The 20,944-nt window shown below is 72.3% G+C and carries 27 protein-coding genes; 10 read left to right on the top strand and 17 right to left on the bottom strand.

The window, feature by feature from the left end; translation table 11 throughout:
* Positions 1-238 precede the first annotated feature (238 nt).
* Both ACXR2U_RS22190 and purS read right to left on the bottom strand, forming a co-directional pair.
* Entirely contained in the window at positions 239-1,741 is a 1,503-nt protein-coding gene (locus ACXR2U_RS22190) for a glycosyltransferase family 2 protein (RefSeq protein ID WP_458827272.1), read from the bottom strand.
* A 344-nt stretch (positions 1,742-2,085) separates the two neighbouring features.
* Positions 2,086-2,316 (bottom strand): phosphoribosylformylglycinamidine synthase subunit PurS, encoded by a 231-nt coding sequence (gene purS / locus ACXR2U_RS22195; RefSeq protein ID WP_458827273.1) that lies wholly within the window; start codon positions 2,314-2,316, stop codon positions 2,086-2,088.
* A 150-nt stretch (positions 2,317-2,466) separates the two neighbouring features.
* On the opposite strand from purS, the gene ACXR2U_RS22200 reads away from it, so the two are divergent.
* The 3 genes from ACXR2U_RS22200 to ACXR2U_RS22210 are packed head-to-tail and all read left to right on the top strand — an operon-like array spanning position 2,467 to position 3,865.
* Positions 2,467-2,778 (top strand): hypothetical protein, encoded by a 312-nt coding sequence (locus ACXR2U_RS22200; protein WP_458827274.1) that lies wholly within the window; start codon positions 2,467-2,469, stop codon positions 2,776-2,778.
* A complete protein-coding gene (locus ACXR2U_RS22205) occupies positions 2,775-3,452 on the top strand; it encodes a WXG100 family type VII secretion target (RefSeq protein WP_458827275.1) in 678 nt (225 codons plus the stop codon). The genes ACXR2U_RS22200 and ACXR2U_RS22205 overlap by 4 nt, the downstream gene beginning before the upstream one ends.
* Positions 3,449-3,865, top strand: a complete 417-nt coding sequence (locus ACXR2U_RS22210) for a hypothetical protein (RefSeq protein WP_458827276.1) — start codon at positions 3,449-3,451, stop codon at positions 3,863-3,865. The genes ACXR2U_RS22205 and ACXR2U_RS22210 overlap by 4 nt, the downstream gene beginning before the upstream one ends.
* Positions 3,866-3,878: 13 nt before the next feature.
* On the opposite strand, the gene ACXR2U_RS22215 is transcribed toward ACXR2U_RS22210, so the two are convergent.
* The 3 genes from ACXR2U_RS22215 to ACXR2U_RS22225 form a co-directional block, all read right to left on the bottom strand.
* The gene (locus ACXR2U_RS22215) at positions 3,879-4,115 is read right to left on the bottom strand and encodes a PspC domain-containing protein (protein ID WP_458827277.1); all 237 of its coding nucleotides are present in this window, start codon (positions 4,113-4,115) and stop codon (positions 3,879-3,881) included.
* Positions 4,116-4,238: 123 nt separating this feature from the next.
* On the bottom strand, positions 4,239-4,649 hold the full coding sequence (locus tag ACXR2U_RS22220) for a VOC family protein (protein ID WP_458827278.1): 411 nt from the start codon (positions 4,647-4,649) through the stop codon (positions 4,239-4,241).
* Positions 4,650-4,681: 32 nt separating this feature from the next.
* A complete protein-coding gene (locus tag ACXR2U_RS22225) occupies positions 4,682-5,557 on the bottom strand; it encodes a phosphoribosylaminoimidazolesuccinocarboxamide synthase (protein ID WP_458827279.1) in 876 nt (291 codons plus the stop codon).
* 182 nt (positions 5,558-5,739) lie between these two features.
* On the opposite strand from ACXR2U_RS22225, the gene ACXR2U_RS22230 reads away from it, so the two are divergent.
* Both ACXR2U_RS22230 and ACXR2U_RS22235 read left to right on the top strand, forming a co-directional pair.
* Positions 5,740-6,180 carry a hypothetical protein gene (locus ACXR2U_RS22230; protein WP_458827280.1) on the top strand — a complete coding sequence of 147 codons (441 nt, stop codon included), beginning with the start codon at positions 5,740-5,742 and terminating at the stop codon, positions 6,178-6,180.
* 49 nt (positions 6,181-6,229) lie between these two features.
* Positions 6,230-7,180, top strand: coding sequence for a glycosyl hydrolase (locus ACXR2U_RS22235; RefSeq protein WP_458827281.1), 951 nt, complete (start codon positions 6,230-6,232; stop codon positions 7,178-7,180).
* 58 nt (positions 7,181-7,238) lie between these two features.
* Here the strand turns inward: ACXR2U_RS22235 and purB are convergent, their stop codons facing one another.
* From purB to ACXR2U_RS22255, 4 genes are read right to left on the bottom strand one after another with little or no spacing between them, the layout of a single operon-like run.
* Positions 7,239-8,669 (bottom strand): adenylosuccinate lyase, encoded by a 1,431-nt coding sequence (gene purB, locus ACXR2U_RS22240; RefSeq protein ID WP_458827282.1) that lies wholly within the window; start codon positions 8,667-8,669, stop codon positions 7,239-7,241.
* Between the two features lie 41 nt (positions 8,670-8,710).
* Positions 8,711-9,346, bottom strand: a complete 636-nt coding sequence (locus ACXR2U_RS22245) for a hypothetical protein (protein WP_458827283.1) — start codon at positions 9,344-9,346, stop codon at positions 8,711-8,713.
* Positions 9,343-10,029: a hypothetical protein gene (locus tag ACXR2U_RS22250; protein ID WP_458827284.1), complete on the bottom strand. Its 687-nt coding sequence runs from the start codon at positions 10,027-10,029 to the stop codon at positions 9,343-9,345. The genes ACXR2U_RS22245 and ACXR2U_RS22250 overlap by 4 nt, the downstream gene beginning before the upstream one ends.
* Positions 10,026-10,700: a hypothetical protein gene (locus ACXR2U_RS22255; protein WP_458827285.1), complete on the bottom strand. Its 675-nt coding sequence runs from the start codon at positions 10,698-10,700 to the stop codon at positions 10,026-10,028. Before ACXR2U_RS22255 ends, ACXR2U_RS22250 begins: the two co-directional genes overlap by 4 nt.
* A 77-nt stretch (positions 10,701-10,777) precedes the next feature.
* Here ACXR2U_RS22255 and ACXR2U_RS22260 point away from each other — a divergent pair, with 77 nt between their 5' ends.
* Positions 10,778-11,572 (top strand): sulfurtransferase, encoded by a 795-nt coding sequence (locus tag ACXR2U_RS22260; protein WP_458827286.1) that lies wholly within the window; start codon positions 10,778-10,780, stop codon positions 11,570-11,572.
* A 54-nt stretch (positions 11,573-11,626) separates the two neighbouring features.
* Here the strand turns inward: ACXR2U_RS22260 and purD are convergent, their stop codons facing one another.
* From purD to ACXR2U_RS22285, 5 genes are all read right to left on the bottom strand, one after another.
* On the bottom strand, positions 11,627-12,871 hold the full coding sequence (purD, locus tag ACXR2U_RS22265) for a phosphoribosylamine--glycine ligase (RefSeq protein WP_458827287.1): 1,245 nt from the start codon (positions 12,869-12,871) through the stop codon (positions 11,627-11,629).
* Complete coding sequence (locus ACXR2U_RS22270) at positions 12,868-14,169, bottom strand: adenylosuccinate synthase (protein ID WP_458827288.1); 1,302 nt, start codon at positions 14,167-14,169, stop codon at positions 12,868-12,870. Before ACXR2U_RS22270 ends, purD begins: the two co-directional genes overlap by 4 nt.
* 63 nt (positions 14,170-14,232) lie before the next feature.
* Entirely contained in the window at positions 14,233-14,640 is a 408-nt protein-coding gene (locus ACXR2U_RS22275) for a DUF3151 domain-containing protein (protein WP_458827289.1), read from the bottom strand.
* Positions 14,641-14,650: 10 nt separating this feature from the next.
* A complete protein-coding gene (fbaA, locus tag ACXR2U_RS22280) occupies positions 14,651-15,679 on the bottom strand; it encodes a class II fructose-bisphosphate aldolase (RefSeq protein ID WP_458827290.1) in 1,029 nt (342 codons plus the stop codon).
* Between the two features lie 96 nt (positions 15,680-15,775).
* Positions 15,776-16,696, bottom strand: coding sequence for a right-handed parallel beta-helix repeat-containing protein (locus tag ACXR2U_RS22285; protein WP_458827291.1), 921 nt, complete (start codon positions 16,694-16,696; stop codon positions 15,776-15,778).
* Between the two features lie 151 nt (positions 16,697-16,847).
* On the opposite strand from ACXR2U_RS22285, the gene ACXR2U_RS22290 reads away from it, so the two are divergent.
* From ACXR2U_RS22290 to ACXR2U_RS22300, 3 genes are all read left to right on the top strand, one after another.
* Positions 16,848-17,132 (top strand): DUF427 domain-containing protein, encoded by a 285-nt coding sequence (locus tag ACXR2U_RS22290; RefSeq protein ID WP_458827292.1) that lies wholly within the window; start codon positions 16,848-16,850, stop codon positions 17,130-17,132.
* A complete protein-coding gene (locus ACXR2U_RS22295) occupies positions 17,125-17,886 on the top strand; it encodes an SDR family NAD(P)-dependent oxidoreductase (protein ID WP_458827293.1) in 762 nt (253 codons plus the stop codon). The genes ACXR2U_RS22290 and ACXR2U_RS22295 overlap by 8 nt, the downstream gene beginning before the upstream one ends.
* A 69-nt stretch (positions 17,887-17,955) precedes the next feature.
* Positions 17,956-18,627, top strand: a complete 672-nt coding sequence (locus tag ACXR2U_RS22300; protein ID WP_458827294.1) for a DedA family protein — start codon at positions 17,956-17,958, stop codon at positions 18,625-18,627.
* Positions 18,628-18,639: 12 nt separating this feature from the next.
* Here the strand turns inward: ACXR2U_RS22300 and ACXR2U_RS22305 are convergent, their stop codons facing one another.
* Complete coding sequence (locus ACXR2U_RS22305) at positions 18,640-18,933, bottom strand: hypothetical protein (RefSeq protein WP_458827295.1); 294 nt, start codon at positions 18,931-18,933, stop codon at positions 18,640-18,642.
* A 55-nt stretch (positions 18,934-18,988) separates the two neighbouring features.
* Between ACXR2U_RS22305 and ACXR2U_RS22310 the strand changes: the two genes are divergently transcribed.
* Positions 18,989-19,804: an HAD-IIA family hydrolase gene (locus tag ACXR2U_RS22310; protein WP_458827296.1), complete on the top strand. Its 816-nt coding sequence runs from the start codon at positions 18,989-18,991 to the stop codon at positions 19,802-19,804.
* 13 nt (positions 19,805-19,817) lie between these two features.
* Here ACXR2U_RS22310 and ACXR2U_RS22315 read toward each other — a convergent pair whose 3' ends face one another.
* Positions 19,818-20,510, bottom strand: coding sequence for an MOSC domain-containing protein (locus ACXR2U_RS22315; protein ID WP_458827297.1), 693 nt, complete (start codon positions 20,508-20,510; stop codon positions 19,818-19,820).
* 38 nt (positions 20,511-20,548) lie between these two features.
* Positions 20,549-20,944: hypothetical protein (locus tag ACXR2U_RS22320; protein WP_458827298.1), on the bottom strand; the 396-nt coding region annotated here is incomplete at its 5' end.

Consider the following 20,944-nt stretch of genomic DNA (forward strand, 5'->3'; position numbering starts at 1 on the left):
CGTCGCGTTCGCCGAGGTCACGGCCGACACCGTGTTGCAGGGCGGCGAGCTCGCCGGGCGGGTCACCGAGACCTGGACCGACCGGGCGCCGGTGGTCGGCGACCTGCCGGGGCGGCGACGGTGGTCGGGGCGGCCGTCGCCGGGGCGGTCGACGTCCCACCGAGCCCCGGCAGCGAGCAGGCGGACAGCGAGAGCACCGCCGCGAGCAGGAGCCCCGCGCCCGTGGCGCGACGGGCGCTCACGGCCGCAGGCCGTGGTAGCGGCGGATGATGCGGCGAAGCATGACCAGGCACTGCAGGAGGGTCAGCACGGAGAGCACGGCCCAGCCGGTGGTGAGCACGTGGGCCTGCAGTTCGGGCGAGACCCGCTGCCAGCCGAGGGCGACGCCGTAGGCCGCGACCCCCAGGGCCCCCACGACCACGAGGATCTTCCACCAGCCGCGGGACGCGCCGGACTCGGCCTTGCTCTGGGCCGCCCAGGCGTCGGCCCGGGACCCGGCCAGCACCTGGGTCCACGCGGCGGTGGTCACCGCGATCTGGAACCAGAGGTAGAACTCGGCGGGTAGCAGCAGGGCCGCGTAGACGACGTCCGCCCGGGTCCGGTCGGGGACCCGCATCGCGCTGCGGACGTTGAGGACCCAGGCCAGGACGACCGGCGTCAGCCAGAACCAGCTCCACACGAACTGGTGGGCGATGAGCGAGGCCGGCAGCAGGAAGATCAGGGCCACGCGGATGAGGGCGTTGAGCAGGATGCCGAACTGCTGCTTCCACGGGTGCCACGTGGTGCGGGTGATGCCGGTGGTCTTGAGCAGGGCGGCCATGCCGCGCGACCACTTGAGGCGCTGGGCCCAGAACGACTTCATCGAGTGCATGGCGCCGACGTACGCCCGGGCCTCGGCCGAGGTCACGGCGACCCGGTTGTGCTCCTTCATCCGCCAGGTGAGTTCCATGTCCTCGACGTCGGCGGCGGGATCCCACGGGCCGGCGCGGTGGTGCTCGTCGGTGACCTGCGCGAGCGCGTCGCGGCGGAACAGGGTGGCCTGGCCCCCGAGGACGTAGGTGTCGCGGTTGCGGGCGAGGGACTCGTCGACCCACGCGCTGAAGTCCAGCCGCTGGGCGCGGACCAGGACGCGGGCCACGCCGGTGGCGGCCTCCTCCTGGCGCATCGTGTACCGGGCCATGACCCCCGCGGCCTGCGGACGCGCGACGATCTCCTTCTCGAGCAGTTCCAGGCAGTCCGGCTCGAGCTCGGTGTCGGCGTCGACGCCCGCGATGAAGTCGTAGCCCATGGACCAGTGCTGCCAGGCGTAGTTCAGCGCGCCGACCTTGCGGTCGGCGTTGTTGCGCAGGTGGACGACCGTGGCCCACCGGAACGTCTTGGCCCGCTCCTCGGTGTCGTCGGTCGAGTTGTTGACGACGACCACCACGAGGTCGGGGCGACGGGTCTGACGTTCGATCGAGGCCAGGGTGCGCTCGATCGAGGTGGACCCGGCGGGCGCGCGTCCGCTCGGGGCGTCCCAGTGGGGGTCGCCCTCGTTGTGGGCCGGGACGACGACGACCATGCGCGCCGGGCGCAGCCGGGGGCCGGGGTTGCGCAGCCGCACCAGCGAGGCGCCGACCTGGCGGCGGACGTCCGCGACCCGTTCCACGAGCCCGACCGCGGCGTCGGTGAGCGGCGAGGACGGTCCGACGCCCGTGGGCCGGGCGCGGACCACGCTGGCGCCGGGAGCGAGCGTCGTCACGCTGACCGGACGACGCGCGGACCGGGTTGTGTCACGCGGCGGAGGTGACTGCAACAGGAACATGACCACTGAACTCATCCTTCACGGGGAGCGGTGGCGACGGATTCCGTCGTCTATGCCGCTTCACGGCAACTTGACGAGTCAATGGTTTCCCAGACAGGTACTTTCCGCCACTGGAACCCGGGAGCTTGCGAGAACACCTGGCTCACGCTGAAGAAACACGTGGGCACTCCGGGCGGAGCGGACATCCCGGCACGGCGAAACTCAAGGAACCGCCGGTACCGGACGCGCCCTGGGGGCGGCGGGTTGCCGACCGCGGCGGTGGGCCGCCGGTCGGCTGCCGGTCAGCTCCGGATGCGGAACTCCTCGATCACCGGGTTCGCGAGCAGGGTGTCGGCGAGGCGCTCGACGACGGCCGGATCGGCGTCGTCGTCGAGGTCGATCTCGAAGTGCTTGCCCTGGCGCACGGCGACGACGCCGGGCAGTCCGAGCCGGCCCGCCGCACCGAGGATCGCCTGCCCCTGGGGGTCGAGGATCTCGGGCTTGAGGACGACGTCCACCACCACGCGAGCCATGTGCCGCAGCCTATCGGGCGGTCGGGAAGCCTTCCGCGGCAGCAGCCCGAGGTCAGGCTGTCGTTATGAATCCTTCCTGGCGAGGTAAACACGTCTGCACCTGCCGGAGCGTCCCGACGACCGCGTCCGGCGCGAACCGGGAGGAGACCCATGGCGGGCTTCGACGTCGACCTGGAGGCGCTGCAAGCCTGGAGCGCGATGGTCGAACGGCAACGCGGGTACCTGGAGCAGGCGGGGGACCAGCGCGCCTCGCAGATCCCTGACGGCGACTTCGGCGTGATCATGGACCTCATCTCGGGGGCGTACACCGACCTGCTGCCGCGGGTCGACGACGTCCTGAACCGCGCCGCGACCAACATGGGGGTCGACGCGACGGCGCTCTCGGCCTCCGCCGTGGACTACCGCGACCGGGACGTCAAGACCGGTGACCGCTTCGCGGGGCTGGAAGGTGGCCGGCGGTGAGCGGGTTCGCCGACGTCACGACGCCGTACTTCAGCTGCGCCGCCCCCACCCTCGGGCCGCTGCCGGAGGTGAGCTTCGGCGGCCTGATCGACAAGGTCGACGGCGCCATCGAGATGGTCAGCGGCTACAGCCTGCGCCGCGAGGTGACCGACTTCCTCGTCGGCGACACCGAGAAGCTGTCCATGCAGGTCGAGACCTGGAAGCAGCTCGGCGCCGCGATGGACGCCATCGACCAGAACGTCACCGCCGGGCTCGAGGAGATCCTGCTGACCTGGAAGGGCGAGGCGGCCACCGCGATGGCTGCGCACTTCGAGCAGTGGAAGGCCTTCCTCGACGAGCAGGCCGCGACCATGCAGCAGGTCGCGGTCGCGCTGGGTGACCTGGGTGAGCAGGCCCTCGAGATGGCCCAGGTCGTCGTCGACATGGTGAAGTTGATCATGGACCTCGTGCTGGCGGGCCTCGCCAACGCGGCGATCCCCTTCTACGGCCAGGTCAAGCTGATCAAGTCGGTGAAGGAGGCGCTCACCACGATGTGGAGCGCCATGAAGGTCATCAAGGTGTTCAAGGACCTCGTCATCCTCACCAAGGACATGATCGTGGTGACCCACGGCGTGTTCACCACCGAGGCGGTGCCGTCCGCGGCGTCGGCGACCGGCGTCCCGGGAGCGGCATGACCACCCCCGGACGCGACGACGACCTGCCGTCCCTGCGGCAGTTCCGGCGCGACCTGGAGGAACTCGACCAGCGGCCCCGCCCCACGAGCGTGGCGGACGCCCGGGCCCAGCTGCAGGACGCACTGAGCGAGGCCCGGGCCCGCATCGAGCACGCCCGGCAGGCGGTGCCGTTCACCGAACAGGAGCGCGAGGACCTCACCCGGGCCGCACGCGACGGCGCGCTGGGCCCGGGCATGCGTGAGGTCGGCGAGCAGGTCGCGTCCGGCCGGGTCTCGTGGGAAGCCGTGTTCCGCGGCGAGACCGACCAGACCCCGGCCTTCGGCGAGTTCATCGACCGGCAGGCCCACGAGCACATGCCGGTGCTGCGCGCACGGACCGAGGAGGCCGACCGGCAGCGCGAACTGGACGCCTGAGCCGGGCGGACCGTCACTCCTCCGGCATCGCGATCCAGAGCACCGGGTAGGCGAGCCAGCCCCAGCCCATGAACAGCGACGCCACGACGAGCAGCCGGACGAGTAGGGCGGGGACGCCGGTGTACTCGGCGATGCCGCCCGCGACGCCGGCGACCACGCGGTCGCTCCGGCTGCGGAGGAGTCGTCGCGGGCCGGTTCGCGCGGCGGGCGGGGTGGAGCTGGACGGGAACGTCTGATCGGTGGTGGTCATGACGACGACCCTCGTCCGTCCGGTCGCCCGTTCCCTCCGGGGCGACCCCGATCTCGACCCCGATCTCGACCTCGGTCCTGCCCGGGGTACCTCCGGGTCACCCCGCGGGCGGCCCGGACCGGTTCAGTCGCCGGCGTGGGCCGCCGTGTACTCGGCCCGTTCGGCCGCGCTGCGCAGGATGCAGAACTCGTTGCCCTCCGGGTCGGCCAGCACCACCCACCCCGGGCCGTCCGGCTCACGGCGGTCGTCGACCACCGTGGCTCCGAGCCCGACCGCACGATCGACCTCCTCGTCGCGGGTGGCACCGACCGGGGTGAGATCGAGGTGCAGCCGGTTCTTGACGGTCTTGGGCTCCGGCACCGGGAGGAACAGCAGACTCGGGCCGCCGGCCGGGCCGATGATCAGGCCCTCGGGGTCGCCGGGTGCGTTGGGGTTCTGCGGGTCGTCGGTGTACTCGAGCAGCGCCGACCAGAAGGTCACGAGCGTGGGCCAGTCGGCGCAGTCGACGGTGAGCGTCTCCGGGATGAGGGTCATGGGGTGCGGTCTACCGCACCCCGGCGCCGCCGTCAGGTGAGTTGTTCGCCGGTGATCCGCTCGTACGCCTCGACGTAGCGGCCCCGGGTGGCGGCCACGACGTCGTCCGGGAGCGGCGGCGGGGGCTCCGACCCGTTCCGGTCCCAGCCCGAGGCGGGTGAGGTCAACCAGTCACGGACGAACTGCTTGTCGTACGACGGCTGCCGGCGGCCGGGCTCCCACCCGTCGGCGGGCCAGAACCGCGAGGAGTCCGGGGTGAGGACCTCGTCGGCCAGCAGCAGCTCACCGTCGTCGGTGGTGCCGAGCTCGATCTTGGTGTCGGCCAGCAGGATCCCGGCCTTCTCGGCCACCTCGGCACCCCGGGCGTAGACGGCGAGCGTCAGCTCCCGCAGCCGCTCGGCCCGCTCGGCGCCGACGGTCGCCACGACGTCGTCGAAGCCGATCGGCTGGTCGTGCTCGCCCATCGGCGCCTTGGTCGACGGCGTGAACAGCGGAGCGGGCAACCGGGAGCCGTCGACGAGGCCGGGCGGCAGGGCGATGCCCGAGACCGCCCCGCTCTGCTCGTACTCCGAGAGCCCGCCGCCGGTGAGGTAGCCACGGGCCACACACTCGACCGGTTCCATGTGCAACGGTCGGCAGATCATCGTGCGCCCGCGCCAGGCGTCCGGGAGCTCCGGGTCGTCGGTGGCGAGCAGGTGGTTCGGCACGACGTCGGCGAGCTGCTCGAACCACCAGACGCTCATCGCGGTGAGCACCCGGCCCTTGTCGGGGATCGGGGTCGACAGCACGTGGTCGTAGGCCGAGATGCGGTCCGAGGCGACCATCGCGATCCGGCCGTCCGGCGTGCGGTACAGGTCGCGGACCTTGCCGGAGTGGACGTGGTCCCAACCGTCGGGCGCTGCGGTCACGCGTCCATCCTCCCAGAGGGGTGGGCTTCCCGGAGCGGCCGGAGTCCGCGCCGAGGTCGCGTCCGATGCCCGAACAGGCCGGATCTGTCGGGTACCAGGTGTTCCGGGTGGCGGCCGTCTGCACACTGGGGCGAGAGCCCGGCCGTCAGCCACGACGGCGTCCCGGGCAGGAGGACCCCCCCGTGCACGGCACCCCGCGCCACGACTCGCAGGCCTGGCGGCTCGACACCACGACCCGCGACCGCATCGCCGAGCTCACCGGCGCCCCGTTCGACGACCCCGCTGCGTTCGCGCGCGCCGCCGACGACGCCGTCGACCAGGCCCGCGAGGTCATGCGGGCCGGGTGGGACCGCTGGCTCGCCAAGCACCGCGTCGACCCTGCACCCTCGCTGGTCTGCTCGCGCCCGACCGTCACGGTGGTCGGCGACCGCGCCGACCACCTGCAGGTCGTCGCCCACGTCCGGTTCGGCTTCACCGCTGAGGGCCGGGAGTTCCGCGGCCTCGCCCGCGGGCCGGCCGACGCCCCCGTCTTCACCGTCGAGTGGGTGCGCGACCCGACCGACGCGGGTGGCGCCGGCCCCCGGCGACGCTGGTTCCGGCGGCGGCGACCTCACACTCCGTAAACGTTTGCGGTAACGTGACGCCCCTTCCGTTCCGAGGAGGGGACGTCCGGTGCTCCGACGCGACGACGCGTGGGTGTGGGACAGCTGGGTCGTCGACGACGGCGAGCTGTTCCACCTGTTCTTCCTCACCGCGCCCCGGGCGCTCGGCCGGTTCGACGCCCGCCACACCGCGGCCCGCATCGGCCACGCCACCTCGGTCGACCTCGTCCACTGGGAACCGCGACCCGACGCGCTCGGACCCGGACCGTGCGGCTGGGACGACCTCGCCGTGTGGACCGGCTCGGTCGTGCGGGCTCCCGACGGCGGGTGGCTGATGTTCTACACGGCCGTCAACACCGGCGGGTACGGCCTGCGCGACCAGCGCATCGGCGTCGCGGGTTCCGACGACCTCACGACCTGGCGGCGGCTGTCCGACGAACCGGTGCTGGCCGTCGGGTCTTCCTGGTACCGCACGCTCGACGACGACCCCACCGTCAGCGAGACCTGGCGCGACCCGTTCGTGTTCCGCGACCCGGACGGCGACGGGTGGCGGATGCTCGTCACCGCGCGGGCCGCGGGCGGTGCGCACCACGACGACGGCGTGCTCGCCGAGGCGCGCAGCACCGACCTGTTGCACTGGGAACTCGGTCCGCCGGTGACCGAGCCGGGCCACGGCTTCGGTCAGCTCGAGGTCCCGCAGGTGCGGCTGGTCGACGGCGTCCCGACCCTGGTCTTCACCTGCGAGCCGACCGAGATGAGCGCCGCACGGCTAGCCGCGGGCGCGCGGTGGTGCACCTGGTCGGTCACCGGCCCGTCACTCGCCGGCCCGTGGGACATCAGCCGGGCTCAGCCGTTCGTCGAGGAACCGGATCTGTTCGCCGCCCCGCTCGTGCAACGCCGTGACGGCTCCTGGGTGCTGTTGGGTTTCCGCAACCTCGAACGGCACGGGGTCGACGCGTTCGAAATCGTCGACCCCATCCCCGTTGCACTGCGCAACGGTCGCCTCGTGCGCGTCGAGTAGGACCGGATTCTGCGTACTCCTGCGCTCTGACGCTGCAGAAGTACACAGGATCTCGGCTCTAGAGGATGGGGGCGGGGCGGTAGGCCGCGGCGTCGGGGTCGGTCGCGATGACGGCGTCGACGGCCCGGACCACGGCCGCGACCTGCGCCCGTGCCGCGCCGGTGAACGCGAGCGGGTCGGCCCGCACGCCGGCGAGGTCGTCGGCACCGAGCCCGAGCCGGGAGTCGGCGGCGAGGCGCTCCCACAGATCGTTGTCCTGTGCACCCTTCTCACGCATGCCCAGTGCGACCTCGACGGCGTGCTCCTTGATGACCTCGTGAGCCGTCTCCCGCCCGACCCCCGCCCGCACCGCGGCCATGAGCACGGCGGTGGTGGTGAGGAACGGCAGGTACCGGTCGAGTTCGCGCGCGACGACGGCGGGGAACGCACCGAAGTCGTCGAGCACGGTCAACGTCGTCTCGAGCAGGCCGTCGATGGTGAAGAACGCGTCGGGCAGGGCGACCCGGCGCACGACGGAGTCGGAGACGTCGCCCTCGTTCCACTGTTGCCCGGCAAGCTCACCGAGCATCGACGCGTACCCGCGCAGGATCACCATGAAGCCGTTGATGCGTTCGGCCGAGCGGGTGTTCATCTTGTGCGGCATGGCCGACGACCCGACCTGCCCCGGCGCGAACCCCTCGGTGACGAGCTCGTGCCCCGCCATCAGCCGCAGCGTGGTCGCGAAGTCCGACGGCCCGGCGGCGAGTTGCACCAGCGTCGTCACGACGTCGTAGTCCAACGACCGCGGGTAGACCTGGCCGACGCTGGTGAGCACGTGCGATGCCCCGAGGTGACGGGCGACCGAGTCCTCGAGCGCGGCGAGGGACTCCTCGGACCCGACGAGGTCGAGCATGTCCTGCGCGGTGCCGACCGGACCCTTGATGCCGCGGATCGGGTACCGCTCGAGCAGGGCGTCGAGGCGGGCGAGGGCGACCAGCAGTTCGTCGGCGATCGAGGCGAAGCGCTTGCCCAGCGTGGTCGGCTGCGCGGCGACGTTGTGCGAACGCCCGGCCATCACCAACTGGTCGTACTCGGCGGCCCGGCGCGCCAGCCGGGCGAGCACCGCGACCACCTTGTGCCGCACGAGCCGGAGACCGTCGAGCTGTTGCAACTGCTCGACGTTCTCGGTCAGGTCGCGGCTGGTCATGCCCTTGTGGGCGTGCTCGGACCCGGCGAGCGCCGCGAACTCCTCGATGCGCGCCTTGACGTCGTGCCGCGTGACCCGCTCACGGGCGGCGATGCTGTCGAGGTCGACCGCCTCGATACCACGGTCGACCACCTCCTGGTAGGCGGCCAGCGCCGCCTCGGGCACGTCGACCCCGAGCTCACGCTGGGCGCGCATGACCGCGAGCCACAGCCGGCGTTCCAGGACGACCTTGTGGTGGGGCGACCAGATCTCGCTCATCGCGTCGGACGCGTAGCGGGCCGCGAGGACGTTGGGGATCGACACGCCTCCATCGTCCCAGCCGGGGTGGTGGGCCCGACGCCGGCTCAGGGAGCGGGGGCGGTGCGCACCCACTGCTGGGCGGCGCGGACCGGCAGCACCTGACCCGGCAGCCCCGCGGCGGTGACGGTGATGAGGTAGCCGTCGCGCACGGCCGTGAGCGTGAACCCGCCGTCGCGGCGGTCGACGTCGGTGGGGTCGTCGTCCACCACGGGCGGCTCCGGCAGCAGCGCGACCGGCTGCTGGGTGAGGGTGACGGTGACGAGCGTGCCGGTCGTGAACCGGATCAGCTGCAGGTAGACCTCGGCGGTCTCGGCGTCGCGGACCGTCTGCCGGCCGATGTAGCCCGCCGAACCGAAGGCGGCGCGGAAGGCCTGCTCGTCGGCGGGGTCGACGTCGTCGTCGTACGCGCAGGTCTCCGCGGTGGGCGGGCAGCTGGCGACGTCGGGCGGGAGCGTCTGGACGACGTCGGCGCCGGGGGCACCGAGCGCGACCGGCGGCACCGCCCGGGCGGTCGGTGCGGGATCGGAAGGCCGCAGCGCCAGCCACAGCGCCCCGGCGGCCAGCACGACGACGAGCGCGACGCCGCCCACGACCTGGCGGCGCCGCCGCGACCACCGGTGCCACGGGGCCCGGGCACGCGGATCGCGACCGACGTCGATCTCGTCGACCGGCGCGCTCACGGCGTCACCAACGCTGGGTCGCGGGCCAGCGGCAGCAACCGGGCGACCTCGCCGGTGCGGAGCGCGGACGGGTCGTCGGGTCCGAGGCTCACGGCGTGCACCCACCACCCGCTGCCGGTGAACACCGAGACGTCGGTGCGCACGCGGTAGTCCTGGCCGATCTTCGACCGCGACACGAACCGGTCGGCGCCGTAGGTGGTCCCGGGCGACACGACCGAGTAGAGGCTGACCCGGACCGGGCCGCCCACGCCGTCGTAGACGCCGTCGAGGTAGAAGCCGAACCGGCTGCCGTCCTCGGGGGTGCGCCCACCTCGGACGTCACGCAGTCCCGGCAGGGCCGCGGCGACGACGCGCACGAGTTCGGGCGCGGGCTGCAGGGTCACCGGCCCGGTCGAGGAGCCCAGGCCGGGCAGGCCGGGCGGTTGCAGGGCGTCGGTCCCGCCCACGGACACCAGCACCGGGCCGGCGGGGAACTCTCCCGAGGACGACGGCGCGGGGGTGGGCGCGTCGGCGACCGGCCGGCGTCGGTCGCCGCCACCCGGCCGGACGAGCAGGACGGCCACGACGGCGCCGACCACGAGCAGCGCGAGCACCGCGACGACCGCGCGCTTCGTGCGGGGCGACAGCGGCGGGCGCGGTTCCCGCCCGATGTCGAGGGCGTCGTCGGTCACCGGGGCGGTCACGAGACCAGCACCGGGTCGACGGCGGCGGCGCGGACCACGCCCGCCTGGTCGCCGCTGACGGGGTCGGGGGTGTGGGCCTGCGCGACGGCGTGCACCCACCACCCGGTGCCGGTGTAGACCGAGACGTCGGTGCGCACGGTCCGCTCGTCGCCGACCACCACCGGGACGACCCCGACCTCGACCTCGGGCGGGGTCTCCGGCGCCCGTGCCGTGTAGAGCGTGAAGGTCACAGGGGAGCCGTCGACGGCGTCGTAGGTGCCCTGCAGGTAGACGCCGTAGTGGACGTCGGGGTCGACCACCCGCCCACCGCGCACGTCGTGCAGCGAGGGGATGACCCGCTGGACCGCCGCCAGGGCGTCGGTGGCCGGCTCGAGCGCGACGTTCATGGCCGCACCCCCGAACATCGCGCCGCCGGGGACCGCCAGTTCGGTGCGGCCGTCGACCTCGGTGAGGACCGGCCCGCCGGCGAACCCGCGGTCCGGTGGCCCGCCCGGAGCTGACACGGCCACCGGGGCGGGGCTCGCCGGCCGGTCGAGTACCTGCACGGAGACGATCGCGGCACCGGCCACGACGACCACGGCGACGAGTCCGGCGCCGAGGCGCCGACGCGTGCGACGCGACATGGGCGGACGGCCGAGGTCGAGGTCGTCGACCCCGTCGTCGTCCGTCACGCTTCCACTGTTCCCGTGCGGGTGCACGCTCTCGCTTCGTGATCGGGGCGTGGTCCGGTTCGGCCTACGGTGACGGGGTGATCCCTCCGTTCGTCGACCTGCAGTGGGTGCGTGAGCACCCGGGCGTCGTCCTCGCCGACGCCCGCTCCTACCTCGACGGGCGGGTGGGGCGCGACGCCTGGCTCGCCGGACACGTCCCGGGCGCGGTGCACGTCGACCTGGAGACCGACCTCGCCCGCCACGGCGCGCCGACCGACGGCCGCCACCCGCTGCCGTCGCCCGACGACTTCGCCGCGGCGATGGCGAGCCTGGGCATCGGCGAGTCCGACACCGTGGTCGCGTACGACGACGACGGCGGCGTGATCGCCGCCCGGCTGGTGTGGATGCTGCGGGTGACCGGGCACGACGCCGCGCTGCTCGACGGCGGCCTCGCGGCGTGGGACGGCCCGCTCGCCACCGGTGAGGAGTTGCGCCCACCCGCGGCGTTCTCCTCGCGACCGTGGCCCCGCGAGTCCCTGGCGACCATCGACGAGGTCGCGGCCGGCGGCGACTTCACCCTGCTCGACGCCCGTGCGCCGGAGCGGTACCGCGGCGAGGTCGAGCCCATGGACCCCCAGGCGGGCCACATCCCCGGCGCGGTCAACCTCCCGGCCCGCGACTGGACCGACCACGACGGGCGTCTGCTCGACGACGACACCCTCGCCGAACGCCTCGACGCCGTCCCCGGGGAGATCGTCTCGTCGTGTGGGTCGGGCGTCACGGCCTGCCACACCCTGCTGGTCCTGGAGCACGCCGGCCGCACCGGTCGCCTGTTCCCCGGCTCGTTCTCGGCGTGGAGCAACGACCCGTCGCGCCCCGTCGCCACGGGTTGAGGCAGATTCTGTGTACTCCTGCGGCCAGACGACGCGAGAAGACACAGAATCCGGTCAGGGCAGGGTGATGCGGTCCTCGGCGGCGGCGAGGGCGATGTCCTGCCGGTAGTGGCCACCGTCGAGGCGCACGTGGCGGAGCAGTTCGTAGGCCTCGTCGCGGGCCTCGGCGAGTGTCGGGGCGACGGCGGTGGCGGCGAGCACCCGGCCCCCGCTGCTCACGGTCGCGCCGTCGTCCCGCAGGCGGGTTCCGGCGTGGATCACGCCGTCCTCGTCGGCGCCGGTCACGACGTCGCCGGTGCGGGGGGTGTCGGGGTAACCCGCCGCGGCGAGCACGACGGTGACGGCCGAATCGTCGCGCCAGACCAACGGAGCGTGCTGCCCGAGCCGCCCGACCGCTGCAGCGTGCAACACTCCCCCGAGCGGGGTCTCGAGCAGCGGGAGGACGACCTGGGTCTCGGGATCACCGAACCGCACGTTGAACTCGATGACCTTCGGACCGGCCTTCGTGTAGGCCAACCCGATGTAGAGCAGGCCGGCGAACGGCGTGCCCCGCTCGGACATCTCCCCGATCGTCGGTCGGGCCACAGCGTCGACCACCTCGGCGACCGTTGCATCAGGCAACCATGTCAGCGGCGCGTAGGCACCCATGCCGCCGGTGTTCGGGCCGCGGTCACCGTCGCGGGCGCGCTTGAAGTCCTGCGCCGGGACCAACGGCACGACGTCGACACCGTCGGTGACGACGAACAGCGAGAGCTCGGGGCCGTCGAGGAACTCCTCGATCACGACCCGGTCGCACGCCGCCGCGTGGGCGAGCGCCGCGGCGCGGTCGCTCGTGACGACCACACCCTTGCCGGCGGCCAGACCGTCGTCCTTGACCACGTAGGGCGGGCCGAACGCGTCGAGCGCGGCGGCCGCCTCCTCCGGGGTGGACGCGACGCGTGATCCCGCGGTGGGCACGCCGGCCGCGGCCATGACCTCCTTGGCGAACGCCTTGCTGCCCTCGAGCCGGGCGGCGGCGGCCGACGGCCCGAAGCAGGCGATCCCCGCGTCACGCACGGCGTCGGCGGCGCCCGCGACCAGCGGCACCTCCGGCCCGATGACGACCAGGTCCACGCCCTCGTCGACCGCGAGCTTCGCGACGGCGGCCGGGTCCGACACGTCGAGCCCGCGCTGCTCGGCCACCGCGGCCGTCCCGGCGTTGCCCGGGGCACACACCAGCGAGGTGACGTCCGGGTCGGCCGCGAGCGCCAGGCACAGCGCGTGCTCCCGCCCGCCCGATCCGACGACCAGGACCCTCACGACGGGAGCAGGTCGCGCACGGCGATGATCTGGTCGCGGCCGGGGCCGACGCCGATGGCCGACATCGAGGTGCCGCAGAGCTTCTGCAGCTCGAGCACGTAGTCGCGGGCGGCGCCGGGGAGGTCGTCGAGGGTGCGGGCGCCGGTGATGTCCTCGGTCCAACCGGGCCAGGTCTCGTAGATCGGCACGGCGCGGGCGAACTCGGCCTGGGTCATCGGCAGTTCCTCGTGCCGCACGCCGTCGACCTCGTAGGCCACGCACACCGGGATCTCGTCGAGACCGGTGAGGGTGTCGAGCTTGGTGAGCACGAAGTCGGTCACGCCGTTGATCCGCACGGCGTACCGCGCGACGGGCACGTCGAACCAGCCGGTGCGGCGGGGACGGCCGGTCGTGGTCCCGTACTCGGCGCCCTGCTGCCGCAGCCACTCGCCCTTCTCGTCGACCAGCTCGGTCGGCATCGGGCCCTCACCCACGCGGGTCGTGTACGCCTTGACGACCGCGACCACCCGGTCGATGCGGGTCGGGGGGATGCCCGAACCGGTGCACGCGCCACCGGCCGTGGCCGACGACGACGTGACGAACGGGTAGGAGCCGTGGTCGACGTCGAGCATCGTCGCCTGGCCCGCCTCGAGCACGATCGTCTTGCCCTCGTCGAGCCAGCCCGAGAGCAGCAGCGAGGTGTCGGCGACCATCGGCCGCAGCCGGTCGGCGTAGGAGAGCAGTTCGTCGACCGTCTCGTCGACGTCGATCGCGCGACGGTTGTAGATCTTCACCAGGATCTGGTTCTTCATCTCCAGCGCGCCCTCGACCCGCTCGCGCAGCACGACCTCGTCGAACAGGTCCTGCACGCGCACGCCGATCCGCGACATCTTGTCCGCGTACGTCGGGCCGATGCCGCGCCCGGTCGTCCCGATGCGCCGGTTGCCGAGGAAACGCTCGCCGACCTTGTCCAGGACCGTGTTGTACGGCGCGATGAGGTGGGCGTTGGAGCTGACGATGAGATTCGAGGTGTCGACGCCGCGGGCGGCGATGCCGTCGATCTCCTCGAACAGCACGGCCGGGTCGATCACCACGCCGTTGCCGATCACCGCGCTGCAACCGGGCGTGAGGATGCCCGAGGGCAGCAGGTGCAGGGCGAACTTCTCGGGCCCCGACGGACCGTTGATGACGATGGTGTGACCCGCGTTGTTGCCGCCGTTGAACTTCACGACGGCGTCGATACGGGACCCGAGCAGGTCGGTGGCCTTGCCCTTGCCCTCGTCGCCCCACTGGGCACCGATCAGCACGACAGCCGGCAACGGGACTCCTCGGGAAGATCGGCGGCGCCCGACGGCGCGCGGACAGCGCGCCAGGCTAGTCGATCAGGCGGCGAAGGTGGGGTCGGCGTCGGCCAGCAGGGCGGTGAGCCGCTCCACCTCGGCCGTCTCCCCGATGGCCGCCGCGGCGTCCCGCAGGGCCGCGAAGGAGCGCAGGACGCCCAGGTTGGGCGCGTGCGAGGCGGGCACGGGCCCCGCACCCTTCCAGCCCGCCTTGCGCAGCGAGTCCAGCCCGCGGTGGTAGCCGGTGCGGGCGAACGCGTAGGCCGCGACCGGGTCGTCGGCCAGCGCCGCGCTCGACAGCGCCGCCCAGGCCGCGGACGAGGTGGGCACGGACGCCGCGACCGTGCGGGGGTCCTCACCCGCCTCCAGCCGCGCGACGGCGGGGTCGACGGGCAGTTCGGTCGGACGGTTGAGCAGGTCGCGCCCGTGCGGGGCGTGCGGGGTGGTCACGCGGACGACGTTACTTCTGCGACGTCCCGGCCGAGAGGAGGTTCTCGCAGGCCTCGACGACGCGGGCCGCCATGCCACCCTCGGCCGCCTTGAGGTAGCTGCGCGGGTCGTAGGCCTTCTTGTTGCCGACCTCGCCGTCGACCTTCAGCACGCCGTCGTAGTTGCTGAACATGTGCGCCGCGATCGGCCGGGTGAACGCGTACTGGGTGTCGGTGTCGACGTTCATCTTCACGACGCCGTACGAGAGCGCCTCGCGGATTTCCGCAAGCGCCGAGCCCGAGCCACCGTGGAAGACCAGCTCGAACGGCTTGCTGTCGGGGGTGCCGAACTTCTCGGCCACCGCCGCCTGGATGTCGCGCAGCACCGTGGGCCGCAGCTTGACGTTGCCGGGCTTGTAGACGCCGTGCACGTTGCCGAAGGTCGCGGCGAGCAGGTACCGCCCGCGTTCACCGAGGCCGAGCTTCTCCGCGGTGAGGACGGCGTCGCCCGAGGTCGTGTACATCTTCTCCGACGCCTCACCGACGACGCCGTCCTCCTCGCCGCCGACCACGCCGATCTCGAGTTCGAGGATGATCTTCGCCGCCGCGGCCCTGGTGAGCAGGTCCTCGGCGATGTCGAGGTTCTCGTGCAGCTCGACGGCCGAGCCGTCCCACATGTGCGACTGGAACAGCGGCTGGCGCCCGTGGTCGACCCGCTCCTGCGACACCGCGAGCAACGGCCGGACGTAGCTGTCGAGCTTGTCCTTGGGGCAGTGGTCGGTGTGCAGCGCGATCTGCACCGGGTACTTCTCGGCGATGACGTGGGCGAACTCGGCCAACGCGATCGCGCCGGTGACCATGTCTTTGACGGCCGTGCCCGAGGCGAACTCCGCGCCGCCGGTGGAGACCTGGATGATCCCGTCGCTGCCGGCGTCGGCGAACCCCTTGACGGCCGCGTTGACGGTCTCGGACGACGTCACGTTGATGGCCGGGTAGGCGAACCCACCGGCCTTGGCGCGGTCGAGCATGTCGGCGTAGGACTCGGGCGTCGCGATGGGCATGACGGGATCCCTCCCAGGATCGGACCGGTCGGCGGGGACGGTTCGGTGGCGGTGCCTCGCGGGGAGTATCCCGCAGACCCCGCGAGGCGCCGTCCGTCACCTACCGCGCGTCAGCGTGACCGCCTTGTTCGTGTCCGACCACATGTTGCCGCTGGTCGTCATCGTGACGCCGCTGTTCTGCAGGATCGCGCAGTTCGCGACGCGGGTGTTGTGCAGGAACCGGTTGCTCGTGATCGTGAGTCCGCTGATCGTGGCCCGCGGCACGGCGACGATGTTGACGGTGCACGCGCCGCCGCTCGACCAGTTGTCGGAGAACCGCACGCCGGTCACGACCCCGGACGACTGACCGACCATGAGCGCCGCGTTGCTGTTGCCCGAGATCGTGTTGCCGGTGACGGTGATGCTCGAGCCGCCGATGACCTGCACGCCGTCGTTGTGTGTGTACTGGTGGTCCGGGCTCTGCGACGCCGGGATGTAGTACGTGTCGTGGATCCAGGAGCCGGTCACCGTGACCCGGCCGCCGACCACGTGCACACCGTCGAGCGTCCGGGTGATCTCCGCACGCAGCACGGTGAAGTCGTGACCCACGATGCCGACCTGGTAGATCGACGGGTACTGCGCGGTCAACGTGCTGTCCCGCAAGGTGAATCCCGCGTGGTTCGACGACGGATCGTTGCAGTCGACGAGCGAACCGAGCTTCGTGGTCGCGTCGCCGCGCACGATCGAGTTCGCGAGCGTGATGTTCGGCGCCGTGACCTTCACACGGCCGTGGATGTCGAGGTTGCTGTAGGTGGTGCCGGCCTTGTTGAGCACGAGCGTGCCGTAGACCGGCTTCAGGGTGGCGCCCGACGGCACACCGGTGTTGGCGGCTGTCGGCTGGACCGTCGCGGCGGCGGCCACGGCGGGCGTCGACACGGCCGGGACGACCGCGACGAGAGCGGTCGCGGTCCCGGCCAGCAGAGCGAGTCCGAGAGCGGGAGCGATGAGGGCAGCGCGCGAGGAAAGTGTGAAGCGCAAGGGGGATCTCCGAGGTTTCGGCCCGATACGGGCGACGTGGGGGTGCCCCACTCTTGCCCACTCGATCACGGACCAAACCGTCGACCCGGAAGTTTCACGCAAAACCGACAAACACCCGTCGTACATCGGACGGGGTCGTAGGCTCGTCGACATGCCAACTGCCGTGTGGAACGGGGCGACCATCGCCCAGAGCGCTGACACCGTGATCGTCGAGGGCAACCACTACTTCCCGATGGAGAGTGTCGACCAGGCCGTGTTGCGGCCGAGTGACAGCACCAGCGTGTGCCCGTGGAAGGGCACGGCCTCGTACCTGTCCCTCGAGGTCGACGGCGAGACCAACACCGACGCCGCCTGGTACTACCCGGCTCCGAAGGAGGCGGCCGAGGAGATCAAGGGTCGCGTCGCGTTCTGGAAGGGCGTCACCGTCCTTGACTGACCCGTTCTCGCTGACGGGCAAGGTCGCCCTCGTCACCGGGGGCAACCGCGGCTTGGGCCGCGCGTTCGTCGACGGCCTCCTCGCGGCGGAGGCGCGCGTGGCGTTCTGCGGTCGCACCACCACGGCCAACGAGGCCGTGGTGGGCGAACTGCGTGCCGCGGGTCACGACGTGCTCGCGGTCACCGCCGACGTCACCGTCCCCGCCGACGTCGAACGTGTCGTGGCCGACACCGTGGCCGGGCTCGGTGGGCTCGACGTCGTCGTCAACAACGCCGGCATCTGCTTCCACCGGCCGGCGCTCGAGGTCCCTGACGACGAGTGGGACGCCGTGCTCGACCTCAACGTCACCGCGCTGTGGCGCGTCTCGCAGGTCGCCGCGCGGCACATGAAGGACCACGGCGGCGGGAGCATCGTCAACATCGGCTCGATCTCCGGGCAGATCGTCAACCGGCCCCAGTTCCAGCCGGCGTACAACGCGTCGAAGGCCGCGGTGCACCAGCTGACGAAGTCACTGGCCGCGGAGTGGGCGCCGCACCGGATCCGCGTCAACGCGGTGGCGCCGGGCTACGTCCGCACCGACATGGCGCCGGTCGACCGGCCGGAGTTCCACCGGATGTGGATCGAGGACGCCCCGCAGCAACGGGCGGCCGAGCCGTCCGAGATCGCGCCGGCCGTGGTCTTCCTCGCCTCCGACGCCGCGTCGTTCGTCACGGGATCGGTACTGGTGGCCGACGGCGGCTACACCGTCTACTGACCACGAACCTGTGAGTCACCCGGCTGCGACACACGCGGCACCCATGCGTCGGCTCTACCCTCGACATCCGTGTACCAGGCCGCTCCGGGGATCCTCGACCCCGACTACCTCGTCAACACGTTCGGCCTCATCGGCCTGTACGTCATCATCTTCGCCGAGTGCGGGCTGCTGATCGGCTTCTTCATGCCGGGCGACTCGCTGCTGTTCGCGGCGGGCCTGCTCATCGCGAGCGGCGTCTTCGACGTCCCGCTCTGGGCCGTGCTGGTCGGCGTGCCGATCGCGGCGTCCGCGGGCAGCCTGGTCGGGTACTGGATCGGTCGGAAGGCGGGCCCGGCCCTGTTCGACCGTCCCGACGGCCGGATCTTCAAACGCAAGTACGTCACGCAGGCGCACGAGTTCTTCGAGGCCCGCGGCCCGTTCGCCATCATCGCCGGCCGGTTCGTGCCCGTCGTGCGCACGTTCATCACGGTCATCGCCGGCGCGAGCCGCATGGACTTCCGTCGCTACGCGATCTTCTCCATCGGGGTGTCCGTGGTCTGGGGCGTCGGGTTCCCGCTGCTGGGCTACTTCCTCGGCGGCATCGAGTTCGTCAAGAACAACGTCGAGGCCATCGCGCTGCTCATCGCCGTGGTGTCGATCCTGCCGGTGGTGCTGGAGTTCCTGAAGCACCGCCGGCGCAACAAGGCAGCCGCCGCCCGTCCGGACGAGGATCCCGCCGCGGTCGAGCCGCCCGCCGTCTGACGGGCCCGCAGGTCAGCTCCCCGCGATCCGGTCGCAGGCCCGGCGCACGTCGTCGTTCGAGGGTTCGACGTGGATGCCGAAGAAGCTCGCGTCGCACCGCTTCGCCGCGTCCTTGGCGGCGTCGGTGACGGCCGTGCGTTGCGTCCACACCACGACGGCGAGCGCGACCACGAGCAGCGCCACGATCACCTTGACCACGACCTTGGTGACGACGAGCGCGATGATCAACCCGATGACGACGACCACGGCGATCGTGCCGATGCCGACGCCGGTGATCTGATCCGTGGTGATGGCGAGGTCGGTCATGCGTCCGGACGGTAGCGGTGTTCCGGTCGGGCCGGTCTGAGGACAGACTGGTCCCATGGCGTCGCGCGCACCGATCGACTCGTGGCTCATCGACATGGACGGCGTCCTCGCGGACGAGGGCCGCCCGATCCCCGGAGCCGTCGAGTTCCTCGAGACCCTGGAACGGCTGGGGCACCGGTTCCTGGTCCTCACCAACAACTCGATCTACACCCCGCGCGACCTCGCGGCGCGGCTCGGCCGCGAGGGCCTGATCGTGCCCGAGGACTCGATCTGGACCTCGGCGCTCGCGACCGCCTCGTTCCTGGACTCCCAGCGCCCGGGCGGCACCGCGTACGCGGTCGGCGAGGCCGGGTTGACGACCGCCCTGCACGACGTCGGCTACACCCTCACCGACACCAACCCCGACTACGTCGTGCTCGGTGAGACCCGCACGTACTCGTTCGAGGCGATCACGCGGGCCATCCGGCTCATCGACGACGGCGCCCGCTTCATCGCCACCAACCCCGACCCGACCGGACCGTCGTCGGAGGGGGCGCTGCCCGCCACCGGTTCGGTCGCCGCGCTCGTCACCCGCGCCACCGGCATCGAGCCGTACTACGTCGGCAAGCCCAACCCGATCATGATGCGGTTCGGCCTCAACCGGATCGACGCGCACTCCGAGACCACCGCGATGGTCGGTGACTCGATGCGCACCGACATCGTCGCGGGCATCGAGACCGGCCTGGAGACCTTCCTGGTGCTCACCGGCATCACGACCACCGAGGCCATCGACGCGTTCGCCTACCGGCCGTCGCACGTCGTCGAGTCGGTCGCCGACCTGTTGAAGTGGGTCCAGCCCGCCCCGCCGCACCCGGCGCCCGACGAGAGCTGACATCGCGCCGATCTCAGCGAACGGTGACCGCGTCACCCACGGCGAGGCGGCCGGGACGCACGACCTCGGCCATGACGCCGAGTTCGACCGCGTGGGTGCGGCCGAGGGGCTTGAGGATCTTGACGTCACCGTCGACGCCGCGGTGGCTCATGTCGACCATGACGCAGCGGGGCATCGGCGCGGTGACCCGCACGACGACGTCGCCGAGCGTGATCTCGCGGCCCAACCAGTCGTCCTCGACCCAACCCTCGGCGTCGCCGGTGTCGACCAGCACGTTCGCGCGGGTGCGCCGCACCGCGACCTCGCCGCCCGCCTCCGCGCCGAGGGTCCGCAGCGACGACGTGGTGACCAGGTGCAGCGGGGCGTCGTCGAAGTGCACGACGCCGGTCTCGGGCCGCGGGGTGAGTTCGCGGCCGAACTCCGCGCGCAGGACGGCCGTCGCATCAGGACTGTCGACGGCGACCCGACGGCCGTCGGGTGCGACCAGCACCGGCGCACCGGTCCCCGGCAGTTCTGATGCCCACTGCAACAGTCCGTCGACCTTGCGGAAGCGGGTGCTGTTCTTGCCGCTGCCGATCCCGCCGTCGTCGGTGTAGAGCGCCCACACGCGGTCGCCGGCCATCCCCCGGGCGTCGACCTCGACGGCGTCGAGCTCCTCGCCGCTCACGGACTTCACCGGGTGACGGAACAACCGCGCGACCTGCATCGCCCCAGTCTGCCGCGTGCTCCCGCCGCAGCGGTGGTTCAGCGCGCGGCGGGCGTCTTGTCCAGCGAGACGGCCGGGTCGACGTCGACCACGCGGAGGTCGGGGCGGTTGAGGTCGAGCACGACGGCCGTGGCGGCCACACCCGCCTGGTCGCCGTAGGCGCCGGACGACAGCAGGATCCCCTGCCGGAAGGCGCCGCAGGCCGTCACGAACGCGTCGACGCGGAAGCGCAGGTCGGCGAGCCAGCCGCTGCGGTGCACCGGGTCGGTGTCGGCGGCCGCCAGCGAGAGCTCGAACGCCAGCTGCCGGCCGGTGCGGGCGAGGACGTCGTGGCTGCCGGCCAGGCGCTTGCGGGCGCCGCGGTCGAGCATGCGGCGGCCGGCCTCCCAGGCCGTCGTGGTCGCGGCGAACTCGCGGTCGAGCCGCGCCCGCTG

This window comes from Jatrophihabitans sp. YIM 134969 (genome assembly GCF_054456675.1).